This is a genomic window from Pseudomonas sp. NPDC090201 (assembly GCF_044746825.1).
Taxonomy (GTDB): Bacteria; Pseudomonadota; Gammaproteobacteria; order Pseudomonadales; family Pseudomonadaceae; genus Aquipseudomonas; species Aquipseudomonas putida_AD.
In genome coordinates this window covers 428,458-447,311 of record NZ_JBIVCX010000002.1, presented here as the reverse complement: position 1 = coordinate 447,311, position 18,854 = coordinate 428,458, and the positions used below count along the sequence as shown (strand labels likewise).

Below are 18,854 nucleotides of genomic sequence, written 5' to 3'. Positions count from 1 at the left end.
CGGGGGATTTCCTGTTACGGAGTATGACCAGGGCGCGATCTTAGCAGACGACCGGGCTCAAGGTTCTCTTGCGTGATTTGCGATGTCTGGTAATATTCGCGGCCTAATTGCGTGCGGTATTCAACAATAGTGTTGGGTGGCGGCACGCCAGCCTGAGGAAATACCCATGAAAGCTGATATCCATCCAGTTTACGAAGCCGTTGACGCAACTTGCAGCTGTGGCAACGTCATCAAGACCCGTTCCACCCTGGCCAAGCCTCTGAGCCTGGACGTGTGCAACGAGTGCCACCCGTTCTACACCGGTAAGCAGAAGACTCTGGACGTTGGCGGCCGCGTCGACAAGTTCAAGTCGCGTTTCGGTGCGTTCGGCGCAACCAAAGCGAAGTAAGAGTGGTTACTCTGGATCGCTCCCCGAGCTGCTCCAGGCTACTCAAGAAGGCGTCCCTCGCGGGCGCCTTTTTTATGTCTGCGATTTGGCTCCCGTCTGCGCTGGCCCTGTGCCCGGCGCCTTCTTCCTTGCCATCGGCCCAAGTGCAACGGGTGGTGGACGGTGACACTTTGCGTCTGTCCGATGGGCGCAGCGTGCGCATGATTGGACTCAATGCGCCAGAAACTGGCAAAAAAGGTCAGTCGGCCGAGCCTTTTGCCGAAGCGGCCAAGCGTCGTTTGCAGGCGCTGGTCGATGAAAGTGACGGTCAGGTCAGCCTGCGTGTCGGTGAACAGGCCGCCGATCACTACGGCCGCACACTGGCCAACGTCTACGGCCGCAACGGCGCCAACATGGAAGCGCAACTGCTGGCCGAAGGGCTGGGCTATCTGGTCGCCGTTTCGCCCAATGTGGCGCTGGTGGATTGCCAACAAGCGGCGGAGAACACCGCCCGCCAGGCGCGGCTGGGCCTGTGGCGCAATTCCCCGGTGCAGTCGGCGGCGCAGATCGACAAGGGCGGCTTTGCCGTGGTGTCGGGGCAGGTGGCGAGCGTTCAGCGTAATGGCGGCGGGGTGTGGATCGAGTTCTCGGACAACCTGGTGCTGCGCATTGCGCCCAAGCTGGTCGGTCAGTTCGATGTCGCATCCCTTGAGAAGCTAAAGGGGCGGCAGATCGAGGCGCGGGGCTGGGTGGTGGATCGCTCCCGTAGGGGTGGTTTGAAGCGGGGTGAAGCGCGGTGGATGATGCCGATCACTCATCCTGCAATGTTGAATACAAAATAATCTGGATTTTGTAGACATTCTACACATCGATTGTCTCGACTGCGGCCCTTGTATTTCGCGGCTCTACGCTGAAAGTCGTAGATTCGGGCCCTTGACAGAGGTGACTTGCCAGTCTTGTTAGGACTTTCTGACTTGCGTATGCTCCTTCGTCCGTCTGTCCAACAGTAAAAAGCGGAATGCCCTCATGTCAGATTTAAAAACTGCCGCGCTCGACTATCACGCCAATCCTCGTCCGGGAAAACTGAGCGTAGAACTCACCAAAGCTACCGCGACAGCTCGCGATCTGTCCCTGGCCTACAGCCCGGGTGTAGCTGAGCCGGTCCGCGAAATCGGTCGCGACCCTGAGCTGGCGTACAAATACACCGGCAAGGGCAACCTGGTAGCGGTCATCTCCGATGGCACCGCGATTCTCGGCCTGGGTGACCTGGGTCCACTGGCTTCCAAGCCGGTCATGGAAGGCAAAGGCGTGCTGTTCAAGCGCTTCGCCGGCATCGACGTGTTCGACATCGAAGTCGATTCGGAAAGCCCGCAAGCCTTCATCGACACCGTCAAGCGCATCTCCATCACTTTCGGTGGCATCAACCTGGAAGACATCAAGGCACCTGAGTGCTTCGAGATCGAAAAGGCCCTGATCGAACAGTGCGACATCCCGGTTTTCCACGATGACCAGCACGGCACCGCGATCGTGACCGCAGCCGGCATGATCAACGCCCTGGAAATCGCTGGCAAAACCCTGGAGGAGGCGAAAATCGTCTGCCTGGGCGCCGGTGCTGCGGCCATCTCCTGCATGAAGTTGCTGGTGAGCATGGGCGCGAAGATCGAAAACATCTTCATGATCGACCGTAATGGCGTGGTTCATTCCGATCGTTCGGACCTGAACCAGTACAAGGCGCAGTTCGCTCATTCGACCGACAAGCGCACCCTGGCTGACGCGCTGGATGGCGCTGACGTGTTCGTTGGCCTGTCCGGCCCGAACCTGCTGAGTGCTGAAGGCCTGAAGTCCATGGCACCTAACCCGATCGTGTTCGCCTGCTCGAACCCTGATCCGGAAATCTCGCCAGAGCTGGCCCACGCCACTCGCAGCGACGTCATCATGGCCACTGGCCGTTCGGACTACCCGAACCAGGTCAACAACGTGCTGGGCTTCCCGTTCATCTTCCGTGGTGCCCTGGACGTTCGCGCCAAGCGCATCAACGAAGAAATGAAGATCGCTGCCGCCATCGCCCTGCGCGACCTGGCCAAGCTGCCGGTCCCTCAGGAAGTCTGCGACGCCTACGGCGGCATCAAGCTGGAATTCGGCCGTGAGTACATCATCCCGAAACCACTGGACGTGCGCCTGCTGGAAGTCGTTTCCGATGCCGTTGCCAAGGCAGCCATCGCAAGCGGCGTAGCGACCCAGCCGTACCCGAAGCACTACCCGCTCAAGAGCGTGGATGAAGTCTTCAACGGCTAACGGCCTGCGGTAATAAAAAAGCCCTGCACATGTGCAGGGCTTTTTTGTTGGGGTCGAGCAATCGTGGCGAGGCCCAATACGCCGTCGCGGGCAAGCGCGCTCCTACAGTTGTGCGCGGTAATCATGTAGGAGCGCGCTTGCCCGCGATGGCGTCAGTGAGGGCGCCCCCGCCGGCAAGCCGTGCTGCTACGGGGGGGGCTCGCGTTTATCAGAACAGATCGATCGGTGCCGATTCATCCGCTGGCAGCGGGCTGCCCGGTGCAGGGCTGCCGTTGAGTTCGTTCACGCTTGGTGGTGTGTCTTCGCTCTTGAACAGCTCGAAGAACGCACCTGCCGTGCTTGGCGTGGCGGAGCGGCCGCTGACCGGGTCGATTCGCAGGCTGAGGATGCCGTCAGGCTCGGCCTGCACGTGCGGCGGCTTGTCCTTGAGGGCGGCGCTCATGTAGTTCATCCAGATCGGCAGCGCGACGGTGCCGCCGAACTCGTGGCGGCCCAGGCTTTCGGGCTGGTCGAAGCCGGTCCAGACCGTGGTCACGTAGTCGCCGTTGTAGCCGGAGAACCAGGCGTCTTTCGAATCGTTGGTGGTACCGGTCTTGCCTGCGATGTCCGGGCGGTTCATCGCCAGCGCACGGCGGCCTGTGCCGCGCTTGATGACGTCCTGCAGCATGCTGTTGAGGATGTAGGTGGTACGCCCGTCAACGATGCGCTCGGCCACGGCTGGCGCAGGTGGCGCGCCATTGGTGTCCAGGGCGTTCGGTGCCGCATTGGTGGTCAGTGCTGGCGTTTCCGGCGCGGCGTAGGTCGAGGCGTCGCTCACGGCGGCTTCGTTGACCAGCTTGGGGTTCGGGTCGTTGGCCGGCACGGTTGGCGGGTTGGCGACGAACAGCGTCTTGCCCTCGCGGTCCTCGATCTTGTCGATCAGGTACGGGGTGATCTTGTAACCGCCGTTGGCAAAGGTGCTCCAGCCGCTGACGATTTCCATCGGCGTCAGGGTTGCGGTACCCAGGGCCAGCGACAGGTTCGGCGGCAGGTCCGCCTTGTTGAAGCCGAAACGGGTGATGTAGTTGATCGCCGTGTTGACCCCAAGGCTCTGCAGCAGGCGGATCGACACCAGGTTACGCGACTTGTACAGCGCTTCACGCAGGCGAATCGGGCCCAGGAAGGTGCCGGTGTCGTTCTTCGGGCGCCAGACCTTGTCGATGGCTTCGTCGACGAACACGATCGGTGCATCGTTCACCAGGCTGGCTGCGGTGTAGCCGTTGTCCAGCGCAGCCGAGTAGAGGAACGGCTTGAAGCTCGAGCCCGGCTGGCGCTTGGCCTGCATGGCGCGGTTGTAGTTGCTCTGCTCGAAGGCAAAGCCACCGACCAGCGCACGAATCGCGCCGTTGTGCGGATCCAGCGACACCAGAGCGCTCTGCGCCTGGGGAATCTGGCTGAACTTGAGCGAATTGTCATGCTGGCGCTGCACCCGCACCAGGTCACCGACATGGGCGACATCGGCAGGCTGCTTCGGATTGGCGCCGACGCTGTTGGTGTTCAGGAAGGGCTTGGCCCACTTCATGCTGTCCCAGGCGACGGTTTCTTCCTTCTCGCCGTTGCGGGTCAGGACGTGGATGCCGTTCTTGTCGACCTGGGTCACGATGGCCGGCTCAAGGCCGCTGATCGGACGCTGCTTGGTCAGCTCCTGCGTCCATCCGTCGCGGGTCAGGCCCGGGAAACGGCTTTCAGGGCCGCGATAGCCGTGGCGCTGGTCGTATTCGATCAGGCCATCCTGCACGGCCTTGTTGGCATCTTCCTGGCGATCGCTCGGAACGGTGGTGGTGACGCGGAAGCCTTCTGTGTAGGCTTCGCTGCCGTAGCGGCCGACCATCTCGGCGCGGGCCATTTCGGCGATGTACGGCGCGTTCACTTCAGGGCTCTGAACGTGATAGCTGGCGTTGATCGGTTCAGCCAGGGCGGTCTGGTAGGTGTTCTGGTCGATCTTGCCCAGTTTGAACATGCGCCCCAGAATCCAGTCGCGGCGCTCTTTGGCGCGCACCGGGTTGGCCAGTGGGTTGAATCGTGACGGTGCCTTCGGCAGACCGGCTATCATGGCCATCTGGGCAACACTGAGGTCACGGATCGATTTTCCGTAATAAACCTGTGCTGCAGCCTCGATACCATAGGCCCTGTTGCCCAGGTAGATCTTGTTGACGTAGAGCTCGAGAATCTCGTCCTTGGTAAGTTGGCGCTCGATTTGCAAGGCGAGAAGAATCTCGGTGGTCTTGCGTGAGAAGCTGCGCTCGCTGGTCAGGAAGTAGTTCTTGGCCACCTGCATGGTGATGGTCGAGCCGCCGGACTGGATGTGACCGCTCTTGACCAACTGGCTGGCGGCGCGCATAAGGCTGCTCGGGTCGACGCCGTAGTGATTGGCGAAGTTGTCGTCTTCGGCCGACAGCAGGGCGCTGATGAAATTGGGCGGAATTTCGGCGAAACGGATTGGAGAACGGCGCATTTCGCCGAACTCGGCAATGAGTTTGCCGTCGCTGCTGAACACTCGCAGCGGGATCTGCAGCTGGATGTTGCGCAGCGCATCGACCGAGGGCAGATTCGGCGACAGATAGAGAAAGGCGCCGCTCAGACCGAGCAGCAGCCCGCAGACGATAGCGACAATGGACCACCAGAAAAACTTCAGCAGGCGTATCAAGGCTTTTGGATTTCCAGAAAAAAGAATGGGTTAAGCGCAGGCATCAACAAATGAACACGCCTTGAAGCTTTGCTACACGAAAAAAACGCTGGGCATTATAAGCATTTTTCGTCGCCGAGCGTTATTTGCGCTACTGTCAAGGCTGCCGACAGTGGTGTTGGACAAAAAAATATCCGTAAGTGACGGAAACGCATAGGGAATCGGTTGTGTTCGAACTCTTCAGTAAGAAGGCCAATACCCTTCTAGGGATCGATATTAGCTCCACCTCGGTAAAACTCCTTGAACTGAGTCGTTCCGGTACCCGCTATAAGGTCGAGTCATACGCGGTCGAGCCACTGCCTGCCAACGCGGTGGTCGAGAAGAACATTGCCGAGCTCGAAGGGGTCGGCAATGCTTTGACGCGCGTGCTGGTAAAAGCCAAGAGCAACGTCAAGATAGCGGCGGTGGCGGTGGCCGGATCAGCGGTCATTACCAAGACCATCGAGATGGACGCCGGGCTTTCCGATGACGAGATGGAAAACCAGCTCAAGATCGAGGCCGACCAGTACATTCCCTATCCGCTGGAAGAAGTCGCCATCGATTTCGAGGTCCAGGGCTATTCGGCGCGCAACCCCGAGCGCGTCGAAGTGCTGCTGGCTGCCTGCCGCAAGGAAAACGTCGAGGTTCGCGAGGCCGCGCTGGCGCTGGCCGGCCTGACGCCGCGCGTGGTCGATGTCGAAGCCTACGCGCTGGAGCGTTCATTCGGCCTGCTGTCGGCCCAGTTGGGGCAGGATCACGAGCAACTGACGGTGGCGGTGATCGACATCGGCGCCACCATGACCACCCTCAGCGTGCTGCACAACGGCCGCATCATCTACACCCGCGAGCAACTGTTCGGCGGGCGCCAGCTCACCGAAGAGATCCAGCGCCGCTACGGCCTGTCCCAGGGCGAAGCCGGGCTTGCGAAAAAGCAGGGCGGACTGCCCGACGACTACACCCTGGAAGTGCTGCAGCCGTTCAAGGACGCCGTGGTCCAGCAGGTGTCGCGCTCATTGCAGTTCTTCTTTGCGGCCGGCCAATACAACCGCGTCGACTACATCATGCTGGCGGGCGGCACGGCTTCGATCGCCGGGCTCGACCGCCTGATCCAGGAGCGTCTGGGCACGCCTGCCATGGTCGCCAACCCGTTCGCCGACATGGCCCTGAGCGCCAAGGTCAACGCCGGTGCGCTGGCCAGTGACGCCCCGGCGTTGATGATCGCGTGCGGTCTGGCTTTGAGGAGCTTCGACTAATGGCACGGATCAACTTACTCCCCTGGCGCGAACAGCAGCGCGAGGAGCGCAAGAAGCGCTTCCTCATTTCCCTGGCCGGCGTGCTGGTTGCCGGCATTGGTGCCATTTTTCTGGCTGATCAATATTTGAGCAGTGCCATCGATCACCAGAACGCCCGCAACCAGTTCATCAAGACCGAGATTGTCCAGCTCGACGCGCGCATCAAGGAGATCAGCGAACTGAAGGCGCGGCGCAAGCAACTGCTCGAGCGGATGAAGATCATCCAGGATCTGCAGGGCAACCGGCCGATCATCGGACGCATCTTCGATCAGCTCGCCCGCACCCTGCCGGACGGTGTGTATTTCAACGAAGTGAAAATGACCGACCAGTTGATCAGCATTTCCGGTGCCGCTGAGTCCAACAACCGGGTTTCTGACCTGTTGCGCAACCTGGATGCTTCCGACTGGATGGAGGCACCGAGCCTGACCGAGGTCAAGGCCAACAGCGCCGTGGGTTCGGCCGACCAGTCCAACTCGTTTCAGTTGACCGTGCGTCAGACGCAACCACCTGTCAATCCAGCAGACGCCAAAGGTGCCAAGCCATGAATGTGAATGAATGGCTCGAAAGCCTGCGCAAGATCGATATCAACGACCTGGACCTCAACAACCTGGGCTCGTGGCCGTCGGCGGTGAAGACCATCGCTGGTGTCCTGTTGCTGGTGCTGGTGCTGGCCGGTGGTTACTTTTTCCACATCCAGGACCTGCAAACCCAACTGGATCAGGCCCGTAACGACGAGACGAGCCTGCGCGAGCAGTTCTCCAACAAGGCTTATCAGGCCGCCAACCTGCCGGCCTACAAGGCCCAGATGGTGGAGATGGAAAACACCTTCGGCGCGCTGCTGCGGCAATTGCCTGGCGATACCGAGGTGCCCGGCCTGCTGGAGGACATCACCCGCACCGGCCTTGGCAGCGGCCTTGAATTCGAAGAGATCAAGCTGTTGCCCGAGGCGGCGCAGCAGTTCTACATCGAACTGCCTATCCAGATCACCGTGACCGGCACCTACCACGACCTGGCCACCTTCGTCAGCGGCGTGGCCAGCCTGCCGCGCATCGTGACCCTGCACGATTTCGAAATCAAACCGGTGGACGCCAAGTCCCCTGGAAAACTGCGCATGAGCATTCTCGCCAAGACCTATCGCTACAACGACAAGGGACTTCAGAACACTGACAACAAAGGACAGGCGAAATGAGGGCCGTGCATTGGTTGTGCATGGGCGTCACGCTGATGGCGCTGGCAGGTTGCGACGGTTCCGGCGAGTTCGATGACCTCAAGCAGTTCATGGCCCAGGTGCGGGCGCGTCCGGTTGGCAATATCGAGCCGATGCCCAAGTTTCGTCCGTACGAGGCATTCACCTATGCTGCGGCGAGCTTGCGCAGCCCGTTCCAGCCGCCGATCAAGGTCGACCTGGTGAACCGCCAGAAGGGTTCGCGCCTCGTCCAGCCGGATCCGACGCGGGTCAAGCAGTTCCTTGAAGGCTTCAATATCGACGGCTTCGAGATGGTCGGCACCCTGAGCAACGAAACGGGCACCTTCGCCCTGTTGCGTGGGGCCGGCGGCGTGCATCGGGTCAAGGTAGGCGACTACCTGGGACGCAACGACGGGCGAATCGTCGGCATCAGCGATTCGGCGGTGCAGGTGATTGAAATCGTGCCGGATGGAGAGGGGGCGTGGCTTGAGCGACCGCGTAGCATTTCCCTGAAAGAACGCTCATGAAGACGACAAGCAAGCGATACACCTTCGGATCTGCACAGTGGTGGAATGTGAACATGACTAGGATTCTTTCGATTATCGGCGTGTCGCTAGGGATGGCGATGCTTTCACCGATTCTCCAGGCGGCCAACCTCAAGACGCTCGATGTCGCCGCATTGCCGGGGGATCGGGTCGAATTGAAACTGTCCTTCGACGGCCCGGTGGCGGCCCCGCGCGGCTATACCACCGAGCAACCGGCGCGCATTGCGCTGGACCTGCCGGGCGTGACCAGCCAGCTGCAGACCAAGAGCCGCGACCTGGGCTCGGGCAACGCCCACAGCGTGGTGGTGGTCGAGGCCAAGGATCGCACCCGTGTCATCATCAACCTCACCACCCTCGCGCCGTACAGTTCGCGGGTCGATGGCAACAACCTGTTCGTGGTCGTCGGCCAGGGCGCAGCGGCTGCCCAGGGCTCGCAACCCAGCACCGCCCAGGGCGCGCCGCGCGTGAGCACGCCGCCGTCGGCTCAATCCCAGGTCCAGGCCCAGGCCAAACCCGCCCCGCGGTCCTACGCCCCGGGTCCGCGCTCGGTCAGGAACGTCGACTTCCAGCGCGGCGAGCTGGGTGAAGGCAACGTGGTCATCGAGTTGAGCGACCCGAGCATTGCCCCGGACATCCAGGAGCAGGGCGGCAAGATCCGCGTCGATTTCGCTCGCACCCAGCTCCCCGACCCGCTGCGCGTGCGGCTGGACGTCAAGGATTTCGCGACCCCGGTGCAATACGTCAATTCCAGCGTGACCGGCGACAAGACCAGCATTTCCATCGAGCCGTCCGGCGCCTTCGATTATTCGGCCTACCAGACCGACAACAAGCTGACCATCAGCGTCCGTCCGTTGACCAACGAAGACCTCGAACGTCGCAATGCGGAAAAACTGGTGTACACCGGCGAGAAGCTGTCGCTGAACTTCCAGGACATCGACGTGCGCTCGGTGCTGCAACTGATCGCCGACTTCACCAACCTCAACCTGGTGGCCAGTGACACCGTTCAGGGCGGCATCACCTTGCGCCTGCAGAACGTGCCGTGGGATCAGGCACTGGACCTGGTGCTCAAGACCAAGGGCCTGGACAAACGCAAGGTCGGCAACGTACTGCTGGTGGCGCCGGCCGACGAAATCGCCGCCCGCGAGCGTCAGGAACTGGAGTCGCTCAAGCAGATCTCGGAGCTTGCGCCATTGCGTCGCGAGCTGTTGCAGGTCAACTACGCCAAGGCTGCCGACATCGCCAAGCTGTTCCAGTCGGTGACCAGTAATGAGGCGAAGACCGACGAACGCGGCTCTATCACCGTCGATGAGCGGACCAACAACATCATTGCCTACCAGACCCAGGATCGCCTGGACGAACTGCGTCGCATCGTTTCCCAACTGGACATCCCGGTACGCCAGGTGATGATCGAGGCGCGCATCGTCGAGGCCAACGTCGATTACGACAAGTCCCTGGGCGTGCGTTGGGGCGGTTCCAGCAGCAAAGGCAACTTCACCACGGGTGGCAGCGGCACGGTGACCGGTGCTGGCAATACCAACGGCCCGTTCGTGGACCTGGGTGTCAGCGACCCGACATCCTCCATCGGCCTGGGTTTCCTGACCAACAACACGATCCTGGACCTCGAGCTCAGCGCCATGGAGAAGACCGGTAACGGCGAAGTGGTTTCCCAGCCCAAGGTCGTCACCTCGGACAAGGAAACCGCGAAAATCCTGAAAGGTACGGAAGTGCCGTATCAGGAAGCCAGTTCCAGCGGTGCGACGTCGGTATCCTTCAAAGAGGCTTCGCTGTCGCTCGAAGTGACGCCGCAGATCACCCCGGACAACCGGATCATCATGGAGGTCAAGGTCACCAAGGATGAGCCTGACTACGTGAATACCGTGCTGGGCGTGCCGCCGATCAAGAAGAACGAGGTCAACGCCAAGGTGCTGGTTTCCGACGGCGAAACCGTCGTGATCGGTGGCGTGTTCTCCAATACGCAGAATAAAGTCGTCGACAAGGTGCCATTTTTGGGCGATGTGCCGTATGTTGGCCGCCTTTTCCGTCGAGATGTGGTCACTCAAAGCAAATCCGAGCTTCTGGTGTTCCTCACTCCGCGTATCATGAACAACCAGGCGATTGCTGTGAGTCGTTGATTCTGTGCGAAATTTAATACTTGTGGGACCGATGGGGGCTGGCAAAAGCACCATCGGTCGCTTGCTGGCCAAAGAGCTTCGACTGCCCTTCAAGGATTCTGACAAGGAAATCGAGCTGCGTACGGGTGCCAATATCCCGTGGATCTTCGACAAGGAAGGTGAGGCGGGCTTTCGGGATCGCGAACAAGCCATGATTGAAGAGCTCTGCGCGTTTGACGGCGTGGTGCTGGCAACCGGTGGCGGCGCGGTCATGCGCGAAGAAAACCGCCGGGCGCTGCATGCCGGCGGGCGCGTGGTGTATCTGCATGCTTCGGTGGAACAGCAAGTGGGGCGCACGTCCCGTGATCGCAATCGGCCATTGTTGCGTACCGCAGACCCGGCCCGGGTGTTGCGCGACCTGCTGGCGATACGCGATCCGCTGTACCGGGAAATCGCCGACGTCATCATCGAGACCGACGAGCGGCCGCCCCGGATGGTCGTTCTTGACATCCTCGCGCTGTTGGCCGAGCTTCCTCCCCGTTAAAGCACAGGCGGAAATGCGCTATCCTCGGCGACCATAAAAAGCAGGACCGCCCAGCGGTCTTGCGCCCAGGTCCTGTTGACGCTGTTGCGCACGGACCCTGGCATCCAATTGTTAGTACATTGTGGGGACACATGCAGACACTCAAGGTCGAGCTTGGCGAACGTAGCTACCCAATCCACATTGGCGAAGGCTTGCTGGATCGGCCTGAACTGCTAACGCCCTATATCGCCGGCAAGCAGGTAGCGATCGTTTCCAATGCCACGGTCGCGCCGCTGTACATGGCGCGCCTGACCCAGGCGCTGGCGGGCTTCAACGTGCTGCCGATCGTGCTGCCCGATGGCGAAGCCTTCAAGAACTGGGAAACCCTGCAAACCATCTTCGACGCCCTGCTGACCGCGCGCCATGACCGCCGCACCACCGTGATCGCCCTGGGCGGCGGTGTGATCGGCGACATGGCCGGTTTTGCCGCTGCCTGTTATCAGCGCGGGGTGGATTTCATCCAGGTTCCGACCACACTGCTTTCCCAGGTGGATTCTTCGGTGGGCGGCAAGACCGGCATCAACCATCCGCTGGGCAAGAACATGGTCGGTGCCTTCTACCAGCCCAACGCCGTGCTGATCGACACCACTTCGCTGAACACGCTGCCTGCACGCGAGTTGTCGGCGGGGCTGGCCGAGGTCATCAAGTACGGGCTGATTTGCGACGAGCCGTTCCTGACCTGGCTCGAAGAGAACATGGACAAGCTGCGCGGCCTGGACCAGGCCACGCTGACCACGGCCATCGAACGCTCCTGTGCGGCCAAGGCTGCGGTGGTGGGCGCCGACGAGCGCGAATCCGGCGTGCGTGCAACCTTGAACCTGGGCCATACGTTCGGCCATGCCATTGAAACCCACATGGGCTACGGTGTCTGGCTGCATGGCGAAGCGGTTGCGGCGGGTACGGTCATGGCGCTGGAGATGTCGGCGCGCCTTGGCTGGATCAGCGAGCAGGAACGAGATCGTGGTATCCGTCTGTTTCAGCGCGCCGGCCTGCCGGTGGTTCCGCCTGAAGACATGACGCCTGAGCATTTCCTCGAGCACATGGCAGTTGATAAAAAAGTGATCGACGGTCGCCTGCGTCTGGTGCTGTTGCGCCGTATGGGCGAGGCAGTGGTGACTGACGAATATCCAAGAGAAGTACTACAGGCCACATTGGTTGCGGACTACCGCGCCTTGGTGGATCAGCTTAGAGGTTAATGATAAATCCATGACTAGTTTGCACGCCGATGAGGCCTTCCTCGGTCATTACCAGTTGAGTCATGACCCTTTTGCCACGCGGGTCCCCGGCTTTAAATTCTTCCCGGCCCAGCGCAAGCCCGTGTTGGGGCAACTGCATCACCTGGCGCGCTACAGCGAGCTGCTGCTTCTGGTGACCGGCCCTCACGGCAGCGGCAAGACCCTGCTGCGCCAGGCGCTGGTCGCCAGCACCAACAAGCAGTCGGTGCAAAGCGTGGTGGTGTCGGCCCGCGGCGCGGGCGATGCCTCGGGGGTACTGCGTCAGGTGGCGCAAGCGCTCAACGTCGTGCAGCCGGAAATGCGTCCGATCCTTTCCCAGGTCGTGCAGCTGGCCCTGACCGGCCAGGAAGTCTACATCCTGGTGGACGATGCCGAACAACTCGGCGAATCCGCACTCGAAGCGTTGTTGGAATTGGCAGCGGGCACGCCTGAAGGGCGTCCGCATGTCTTCCTGTTCGGCGAGGCCTCGATCATCGATCGTCTGGATCAGCTGTGCTCCGAGAGTGGCGTGGAGGGCGAACGCTTCCACGTGATCGAGCTGGCTCCGTACACCGAAGAAGAAACCCGTGAATATCTGGCCCAGCGCCTTGAAGGTGCAGGCCAGGGCATTGAAGTGTTCAGTGCCGAGCAGATTGCCGATATTCACGAACAGTCCAATGGATGGCCGGGCGCGATCAACCAGGTCGCGCGCGACTCGATGATCGAAGCCATGATCGCCAGCCGCTCTGCGGTCAAGCGTCCAAGTATGGGGTTCAAGATGTCCAAGAAATATGTGTTGGCTCTGGGTGGGGTAGTGGCTGCGGCCGTGCTGGCTGCGGTGCTGATTCCAGGTCGCGGCAACGCACCGACGGCGCCGGCCAATTCCCAGGCGCAACTGCCTCTGGGTCAGGGCCAGGCGCCTGCGCAGCAGTCGAACAACGGTGGCCCGGCCATCGAGTTCGCCGGTAATTCGCAGCCGATGCCGCTACCGTTGGTCGGCAACTCGCAGCCTGTCATGCGCGGTCCCCTGGCCGAGGCAGCTGGCTCGGGCGAGGGTGATGGCGAAGACGGCGGCCCGGCTGCCAACCAGCCGCTGCAACCGCCAACCGTCACCACCACCGCACCGCCACAAGGCGCCACCGCAAGCCCGGCTCCGACCATGGCGCAAACGCCGGTTCCGACCCCGCGTCCGGCCCCGGCCGCGCCGGCTGCCAAACCTGCTCCAGCCCCGGCACCGGCCGCCAAGCCTGCGCCAGCGCCGACTCAGGTCGCGACCGCCAAGCCGGCAGCCAAGCCTGCCGAGAAGCCAGCAGCCGCCGCTGCAGCGCCTGCTGGCGGTGGCTGGTACTCGGGTCAGGCACCTGGCCATTACGTGGTCCAGATTCTTGGCACCAGCTCCGAAGCTACCGCTCAGAGCTACGTGAAAGAGCAAGGCGCCGAGTACCGCTACTTCAAGAAAACCCTGCAAGGCAAGCCGCTGTACGTGGTCACCTACGGCAGTTTTGCCGACCGCAACGCAGCGCTCTCCGCCATCAAGAACTTGCCAGCGAAGGTTCAGGCTGGTAAACCTTGGCCTCGTACTGTCGGCAGTATCCAACAGGAACTCGCCGCAGCTCGCTGATTAGTCAGCGACCCTACCCGGGTCGCTCTGTTGGCTCCCCCGAAAATCGCGCATGAGCGTGCTGCCAATGAGCAGCGCGCCTTGCGGTGTCTGCGTCTCAGGCACGCATTGAATTTCGGGCTCTCTTTAGTCAGACTCGCAACAAAGCTCTGGCTACCACGAGAATCGACTTAAAACCTTTCATAATTGCGACATGAATTTGCGACGTTTCGTCGTTAAATTTGTGGGGCTTTGTGTCGGTGTGTACAATGACCTCCCTTTTGCTCCCGCAAAGCTGGCGTACGTTCAGCGTGGACGGTAAATGGCTGAATTGAAAAGAAATTTGCCTCGTTAAGAGGCAGCCTGGTGAGAACGTGTCTATGAAAGCAGGTCTGTATCGTCCGGAAGAATTCAAGGATAACTGTGGTTTCGGCCTGATCGCCCATATGCAAGGCGAGCCCAGTCATCACCTGTTGCAGACGGCTATTGAAGCCCTGACCTGCATGACCCACCGTGGTGGGATCAACGCCGACGGCAAGACCGGTGACGGTTGCGGCCTGTTGATGCAAAAACCCGACATGTTCCTGCGCGCCGTGGCCACCGAGCACTTCGGTGTCGAGCTGCCGCGCCAGTACTGCGTGGGCATGGTGTTCCTCAATCAGGATGACGCCCGCGCCGAAGCTGCCCGCGAGAACATGAACCGCGAAATCCTCGCCGAAGGCCTGACCCTGATCGGCTGGCGCCAGGTGCCCATCGACACCAGCGTCCTGGGCCGTCTGGCGCTGGAGCGCCTGCCGAAGATCGAGCAGGTGTTCATCGGCGGTGAAGGCCTGAGCGATCAGGAATTCGCGATCAAGCTGTTCAGTGCCCGTCGCCGTTCGTCGGTTGCCAATGCCGCCGACACCGACCACTACATCTGCAGCTTCTCGCACAAGACCATCATCTATAAAGGCCTGATGATGCCGCGTGACCTCACGGCATTCTATCCAGACCTCAGCGACGAGCGCCTGCGTACCGCGATCTGCGTGTTCCACCAGCGCTTCTCGACCAACACCCTGCCGAAATGGCCGCTGGCCCAGCCTTTCCGCTTCCTCGCCCACAACGGCGAGATCAACACCATCACCGGTAACCGCAACTGGGCCCAGGCCCGTCGCACCAAGTTCACCAACGACTTGATGGACCTGGAGCAACTGGGCCCGCTGGTCAACCGCGTGGGCTCGGACTCCTCCAGCATGGACAACATGCTCGAACTGATGGTCACCGGCGGCATCGACCTGTTCCGTGGCGTGCGCATGCTGGTTCCGCCTGCATGGCAGAACGTCGAGACCATGGACCCGGATCTGCGTGCGTTCTATGAATTCAACTCCATGCACATGGAGCCGTGGGACGGCCCGGCCGGTATCGTGATGACCGAAGGTCGCCACGCGGTCTGCCTGCTCGACCGTAACGGTCTGCGTCCGGCGCGCTGGGTCACCACCAAGAACGGCTACATCACCCTGGCGTCGGAAATCGGCGTGTGGAACTACACCCCCGAAGACGTCATCGCCAAGGGCCGTGTGGGCCCGGGCCAGATCTTCGCCGTTGACACCGAAACCGGGCAGATCCTTGACACCGACGCCATCGACAGCCGTCTGAAGTCACGCCACCCGTACAAGCAGTGGCTGCGCAAGAACGCGCTGCGCATCCAGGCGACCCTGGAAGACCACGACCACGGTTCGGCGTTCTACAACCCCGATCAGCTCAAGCAGTACATGAAGATGTTCCAGGTCACGTTCGAAGAGCGCGACCAGGTGCTGCGTCCGCTGGGCGAGCAGGGCCAGGAAGCCGTGGGCTCCATGGGTGACGACACGCCAATGGCCGTGCTGTCGCGTCGTGTGCGCACGCCGTACGACTACTTCCGCCAGCAGTTCGCGCAGGTCACCAACCCGCCGATCGACCCGCTGCGTGAAGCCATCGTCATGTCGCTGGAAGTCTGCCTGGGTGCCGAGCGCAACATCTTCCAGGAATCCCCTGAGCACGCTTCCCGCGTGATCCTCAGCTCGCCGGTCATCTCGCCTGCCAAGTGGCGCGCGCTGATGAACCTTGAGCGTGAAGGTTTCGACCGCGCCATCATCGACCTGAACTACGACGAAGCCACCGGCCTCGAGGCCGCACTGCGCAATGTTGTCGATCAGGCCGAAGAAGCGGTGCGCAGCGGCCGGACCCAGATCGTCCTGTCCGACCGCCACATCGCGCCGGGCAAGCTGCCGATCCACGCATCCCTGGCCACCGGCGCGGTGCACCACCGCCTGACCGAAAAAGGCCTGCGCTGCGACAGCAACATCCTGGTCGAAACCGCGACCGCCCGTGACCCGCATCACTTCGCCGTACTGATCGGCTTCGGTGCGTCGGCGGTCTATCCGTTCCTGGCCTACGAAGTGCTGGGCGACCTGATCCGCACCGGCGAAGTGCTGGGCGATCTGTACGAAGTCTTCAAGAACTACCGCAAAGGCATCACCAAGGGCCTGCTCAAGATCCTGTCGAAGATGGGTATCTCGACCATCGGCTCGTACCGCGGTGCGCAACTGTTCGAGGCCATCGGCCTGTCCGAGGAAGTCTGCGACCTGAGCTTCCGTGGCGTGCCGAGCCGCATCAAGGGCGCGCGTTTCGTCGACCTCGAAGACGAGCAGAAGGCACTGGCCTCTGAAGCCTGGAGCCCGCGCAAGCCGATCCAGCAAGGCGGCCTGCTGAAGTTCGTCTACGGTGGCGAATACCACGCCTACAACCCTGACGTGGTCGCGACCCTGCAAGCCGCCGTGCAGCAGGGCGACTACGCCAAGTTCAAGGAATACACCGCGCTGGTGGACACCCGTCCGGTGTCGATGGTCCGCGACCTGTTCAAGGTCAAGGAACTGGAAACCCCGATGAGCCTGGACGAAGTCGAGCCGCTGGAAGCGATCCTCAAGCGCTTCGACTCGGCTGGCATCTCCCTGGGCGCGCTGTCGCCGGAAGCCCACGAAGCGCTGGCCGAGGCGATGAACCGCCTGGGCGCGCGCTCCAACTCCGGTGAGGGCGGTGAAGATCCTGCACGCTACGGCACCATCCGCAGCTCCAAGATCAAGCAGATCGCAACCGGTCGCTTCGGTGTGACGCCTGAGTACCTGGTCAACGCCGACGTGCTGCAGATCAAGGTCGCCCAGGGCGCCAAGCCGGGCGAGGGTGGTCAATTGCCAGGTGGCAAGGTCAACGGCCTGATCGCCAAGCTGCGCTACGCAGTGCCGGGCGTGACCCTGATCTCGCCGCCGCCGCACCACGACATCTATTCGATCGAAGACCTGTCGCAGCTGATTTTCGACCTCAAGCAGGTCAACCCGTCGGCGCTGGTATCGGTCAAGCTGGTGGCCGAAGCAGGCGTCGGCACCATCGCCGCCGGTGTGGCCAAGGCTTACGCCGACCTGATCACCATTTCCGGCTATGACGGCGGCACCGGTGCATCGCCACTGTCGTCGATCAAATACGCGGGCGCCCCGTGGGAAATCGGCCTGGCCGAAACCCACCAGACCCTGCGCGGCAACGACCTGCGCGGCAAGGTCCGGGTACAGACCGACGGGGGTCTGAAAACCGGCCTGGACGTCATCAAGGCAGCCATCCTCGGCGCCGAGAGCTTCGGCTTCGGCACCGCGCCAATGATCGCCCTGGGCTGCAAATACCTGCGCATCTGCCACCTGAACAACTGCGCCACCGGCGTTGCGACCCAGAACGACAAGCTGCGCAAGGATCATTACATCGGCACCGTCGACATGGTGATCAACTTCTTCACCTACGTGGCCGAAGAAACCCGCGAGTGGCTGGCCAAACTGGGCGTGCGTTCGCTCGAAGAACTGATCGGCCGTACCGACCTGCTAGACATCCTGCCGGGCGAGACCGCCAAGCAGCAGCACCTGGACCTGACCCCTCTGTTGGGCAGCGACCACGTGCCTGCGGACAAACCACAGTTCTGTGGCGTCGAGCGCAACCCGCCATTCGACCAGGGCCTGCTGGCCGAGAAGATGGTCGAAATGGCCAAGGCGGCCATCGAGTCCAAGTCCGGTGGCGAATACGAGCTGGAAATCTGTAACTGCGACCGTTCCATCGGCGCGCGTATTTCCGGTGAAATCGCCAAGCTGCACGGCAACCAGGGCATGAAAGACGCCCCGGTGACCTTCCGCTTCAAGGGGACCGCTGGCCAGAGCTTCGGCGTGTGGAACGCCGGTGGCCTGAACATGTACCTGGAAGGCGACGCCAACGACTACGTCGGCAAAGGCATGACCGCAGGCAAGCTGGTGATCGTGCCGCCAAAAGGCAGCCCGTTCAAAACCCAGGACAGCGCCATCATCGGCAACACCTGCCTGTACGGCGCAACCGGCGGCAAGCTGTTCGCCGCTGGCACCGCAGGCGAGCGTTTCGGTGTACGTAACTCTGGCGCCCACGCCGTAGTAGAAGGCACCGGCGACCACTGCTGCGAATACATGACCGGCGGTTTCATCTGCGTACTGGGCAAGACCGGCTACAACTTCGGTTCCGGCATGACCGGAGGTTTCGCCTACGTGCTCGACCAGGACAACACCTTCGTTGACCGGGTCAACCACGAACTGGTGGAAATCCAGCGCATCAGCGGCGAAGCGATGGAAGCCTATCGCAGCCACCTGGAGCGCGTGCTGGCCGAGTATGTGGCGGAAACCGACAGCGAGTGGGGCCGTAACCTCTGGGAAAACCTGGATGACTACCTGCGCCGCTTCTGGCTGGTCAAGCCTAAGGCCGCCAACCTCAAGTCCTTGCTGTCGAGTACACGCGCCAACCCGCAATAAATCCTGGCGGCAGCTTCAAGCGACAAGCTTCAAGCTGCAAGCCAAAGCGGTACGCGGTGTCGGAAATAAATTTGATCGCTTCAAGCTTAGAGCTTGGGGCTTGCAGCTTGAGGCTGCTTCAAGAGGTTGAA

General features: G+C 61.6%; 13 protein-coding genes. 12 read left to right on the top strand and 1 reads right to left on the bottom strand.

Annotation, left to right across the window (positions count from 1 at the left end):
- Positions 1–166: 166 nt before the first annotated feature.
- From rpmE to ACIPOO_RS08150, 3 genes are all read left to right on the top strand, one after another.
- The gene (gene rpmE / locus ACIPOO_RS08160) at positions 167–388 is read left to right on the top strand and encodes a 50S ribosomal protein L31 (RefSeq protein ID WP_093465365.1); all 222 of its coding nucleotides are present in this window, start codon (positions 167–169) and stop codon (positions 386–388) included.
- A gap of 74 nt (positions 389–462) precedes the next feature.
- Positions 463–1,209: a thermonuclease family protein gene (locus ACIPOO_RS08155; RefSeq protein ID WP_400605759.1), complete on the top strand. Its 747-nt coding sequence runs from the start codon at positions 463–465 to the stop codon at positions 1,207–1,209.
- Between the two features lie 184 nt (positions 1,210–1,393).
- On the top strand, positions 1,394–2,662 hold the full coding sequence (locus ACIPOO_RS08150; protein ID WP_274136610.1) for a malic enzyme-like NAD(P)-binding protein: 1,269 nt from the start codon (positions 1,394–1,396) through the stop codon (positions 2,660–2,662).
- Between the two features lie 208 nt (positions 2,663–2,870).
- On the opposite strand, the gene ACIPOO_RS08145 is transcribed toward ACIPOO_RS08150, so the two are convergent.
- A complete protein-coding gene (locus tag ACIPOO_RS08145) occupies positions 2,871–5,345 on the bottom strand; it encodes a penicillin-binding protein 1A (protein WP_400606339.1) in 2,475 nt (824 codons plus the stop codon).
- Between the two features lie 209 nt (positions 5,346–5,554).
- Here ACIPOO_RS08145 and ACIPOO_RS08140 point away from each other — a divergent pair, with 209 nt between their 5' ends.
- The 9 genes from ACIPOO_RS08140 to gltB all read left to right on the top strand — a co-directional run bounded on the left by ACIPOO_RS08140 (position 5,555) and on the right by gltB (position 18,723).
- Positions 5,555–6,619 carry a pilus assembly protein PilM gene (locus ACIPOO_RS08140; RefSeq protein WP_274131813.1) on the top strand — a complete coding sequence of 355 codons (1,065 nt, stop codon included), beginning with the start codon at positions 5,555–5,557 and terminating at the stop codon, positions 6,617–6,619.
- Entirely contained in the window at positions 6,619–7,203 is a 585-nt protein-coding gene (locus tag ACIPOO_RS08135) for a PilN domain-containing protein (RefSeq protein WP_400605756.1), read from the top strand. The genes ACIPOO_RS08140 and ACIPOO_RS08135 overlap by 1 nt, the downstream gene beginning before the upstream one ends.
- Positions 7,200–7,847, top strand: coding sequence for a type 4a pilus biogenesis protein PilO (gene pilO, locus ACIPOO_RS08130; RefSeq protein ID WP_274131811.1), 648 nt, complete (start codon positions 7,200–7,202; stop codon positions 7,845–7,847). Before ACIPOO_RS08135 ends, pilO begins: the two co-directional genes overlap by 4 nt.
- On the top strand, positions 7,844–8,371 hold the full coding sequence (pilP, locus tag ACIPOO_RS08125; RefSeq protein WP_274131808.1) for a type 4a pilus biogenesis lipoprotein PilP: 528 nt from the start codon (positions 7,844–7,846) through the stop codon (positions 8,369–8,371). Before pilO ends, pilP begins: the two co-directional genes overlap by 4 nt.
- Before the next feature lie 53 nt (positions 8,372–8,424).
- Positions 8,425–10,521 carry a type IV pilus secretin PilQ gene (gene pilQ / locus ACIPOO_RS08120; protein ID WP_400605753.1) on the top strand — a complete coding sequence of 699 codons (2,097 nt, stop codon included), beginning with the start codon at positions 8,425–8,427 and terminating at the stop codon, positions 10,519–10,521.
- Between the two features lie 4 nt (positions 10,522–10,525).
- The gene (gene aroK, locus ACIPOO_RS08115; protein ID WP_274131804.1) at positions 10,526–11,044 is read left to right on the top strand and encodes a shikimate kinase AroK; all 519 of its coding nucleotides are present in this window, start codon (positions 10,526–10,528) and stop codon (positions 11,042–11,044) included.
- 131 nt (positions 11,045–11,175) lie between these two features.
- Positions 11,176–12,279, top strand: coding sequence for a 3-dehydroquinate synthase (gene aroB / locus ACIPOO_RS08110; protein ID WP_400605751.1), 1,104 nt, complete (start codon positions 11,176–11,178; stop codon positions 12,277–12,279).
- 10 nt (positions 12,280–12,289) lie between these two features.
- On the top strand, positions 12,290–13,918 hold the full coding sequence (locus ACIPOO_RS08105; RefSeq protein ID WP_274131800.1) for an SPOR domain-containing protein: 1,629 nt from the start codon (positions 12,290–12,292) through the stop codon (positions 13,916–13,918).
- A 359-nt stretch (positions 13,919–14,277) separates the two neighbouring features.
- The gene (gene gltB, locus ACIPOO_RS08100; RefSeq protein ID WP_400605749.1) at positions 14,278–18,723 is read left to right on the top strand and encodes a glutamate synthase large subunit; all 4,446 of its coding nucleotides are present in this window, start codon (positions 14,278–14,280) and stop codon (positions 18,721–18,723) included.
- Positions 18,724–18,854: the final 131 nt, after the last annotated feature.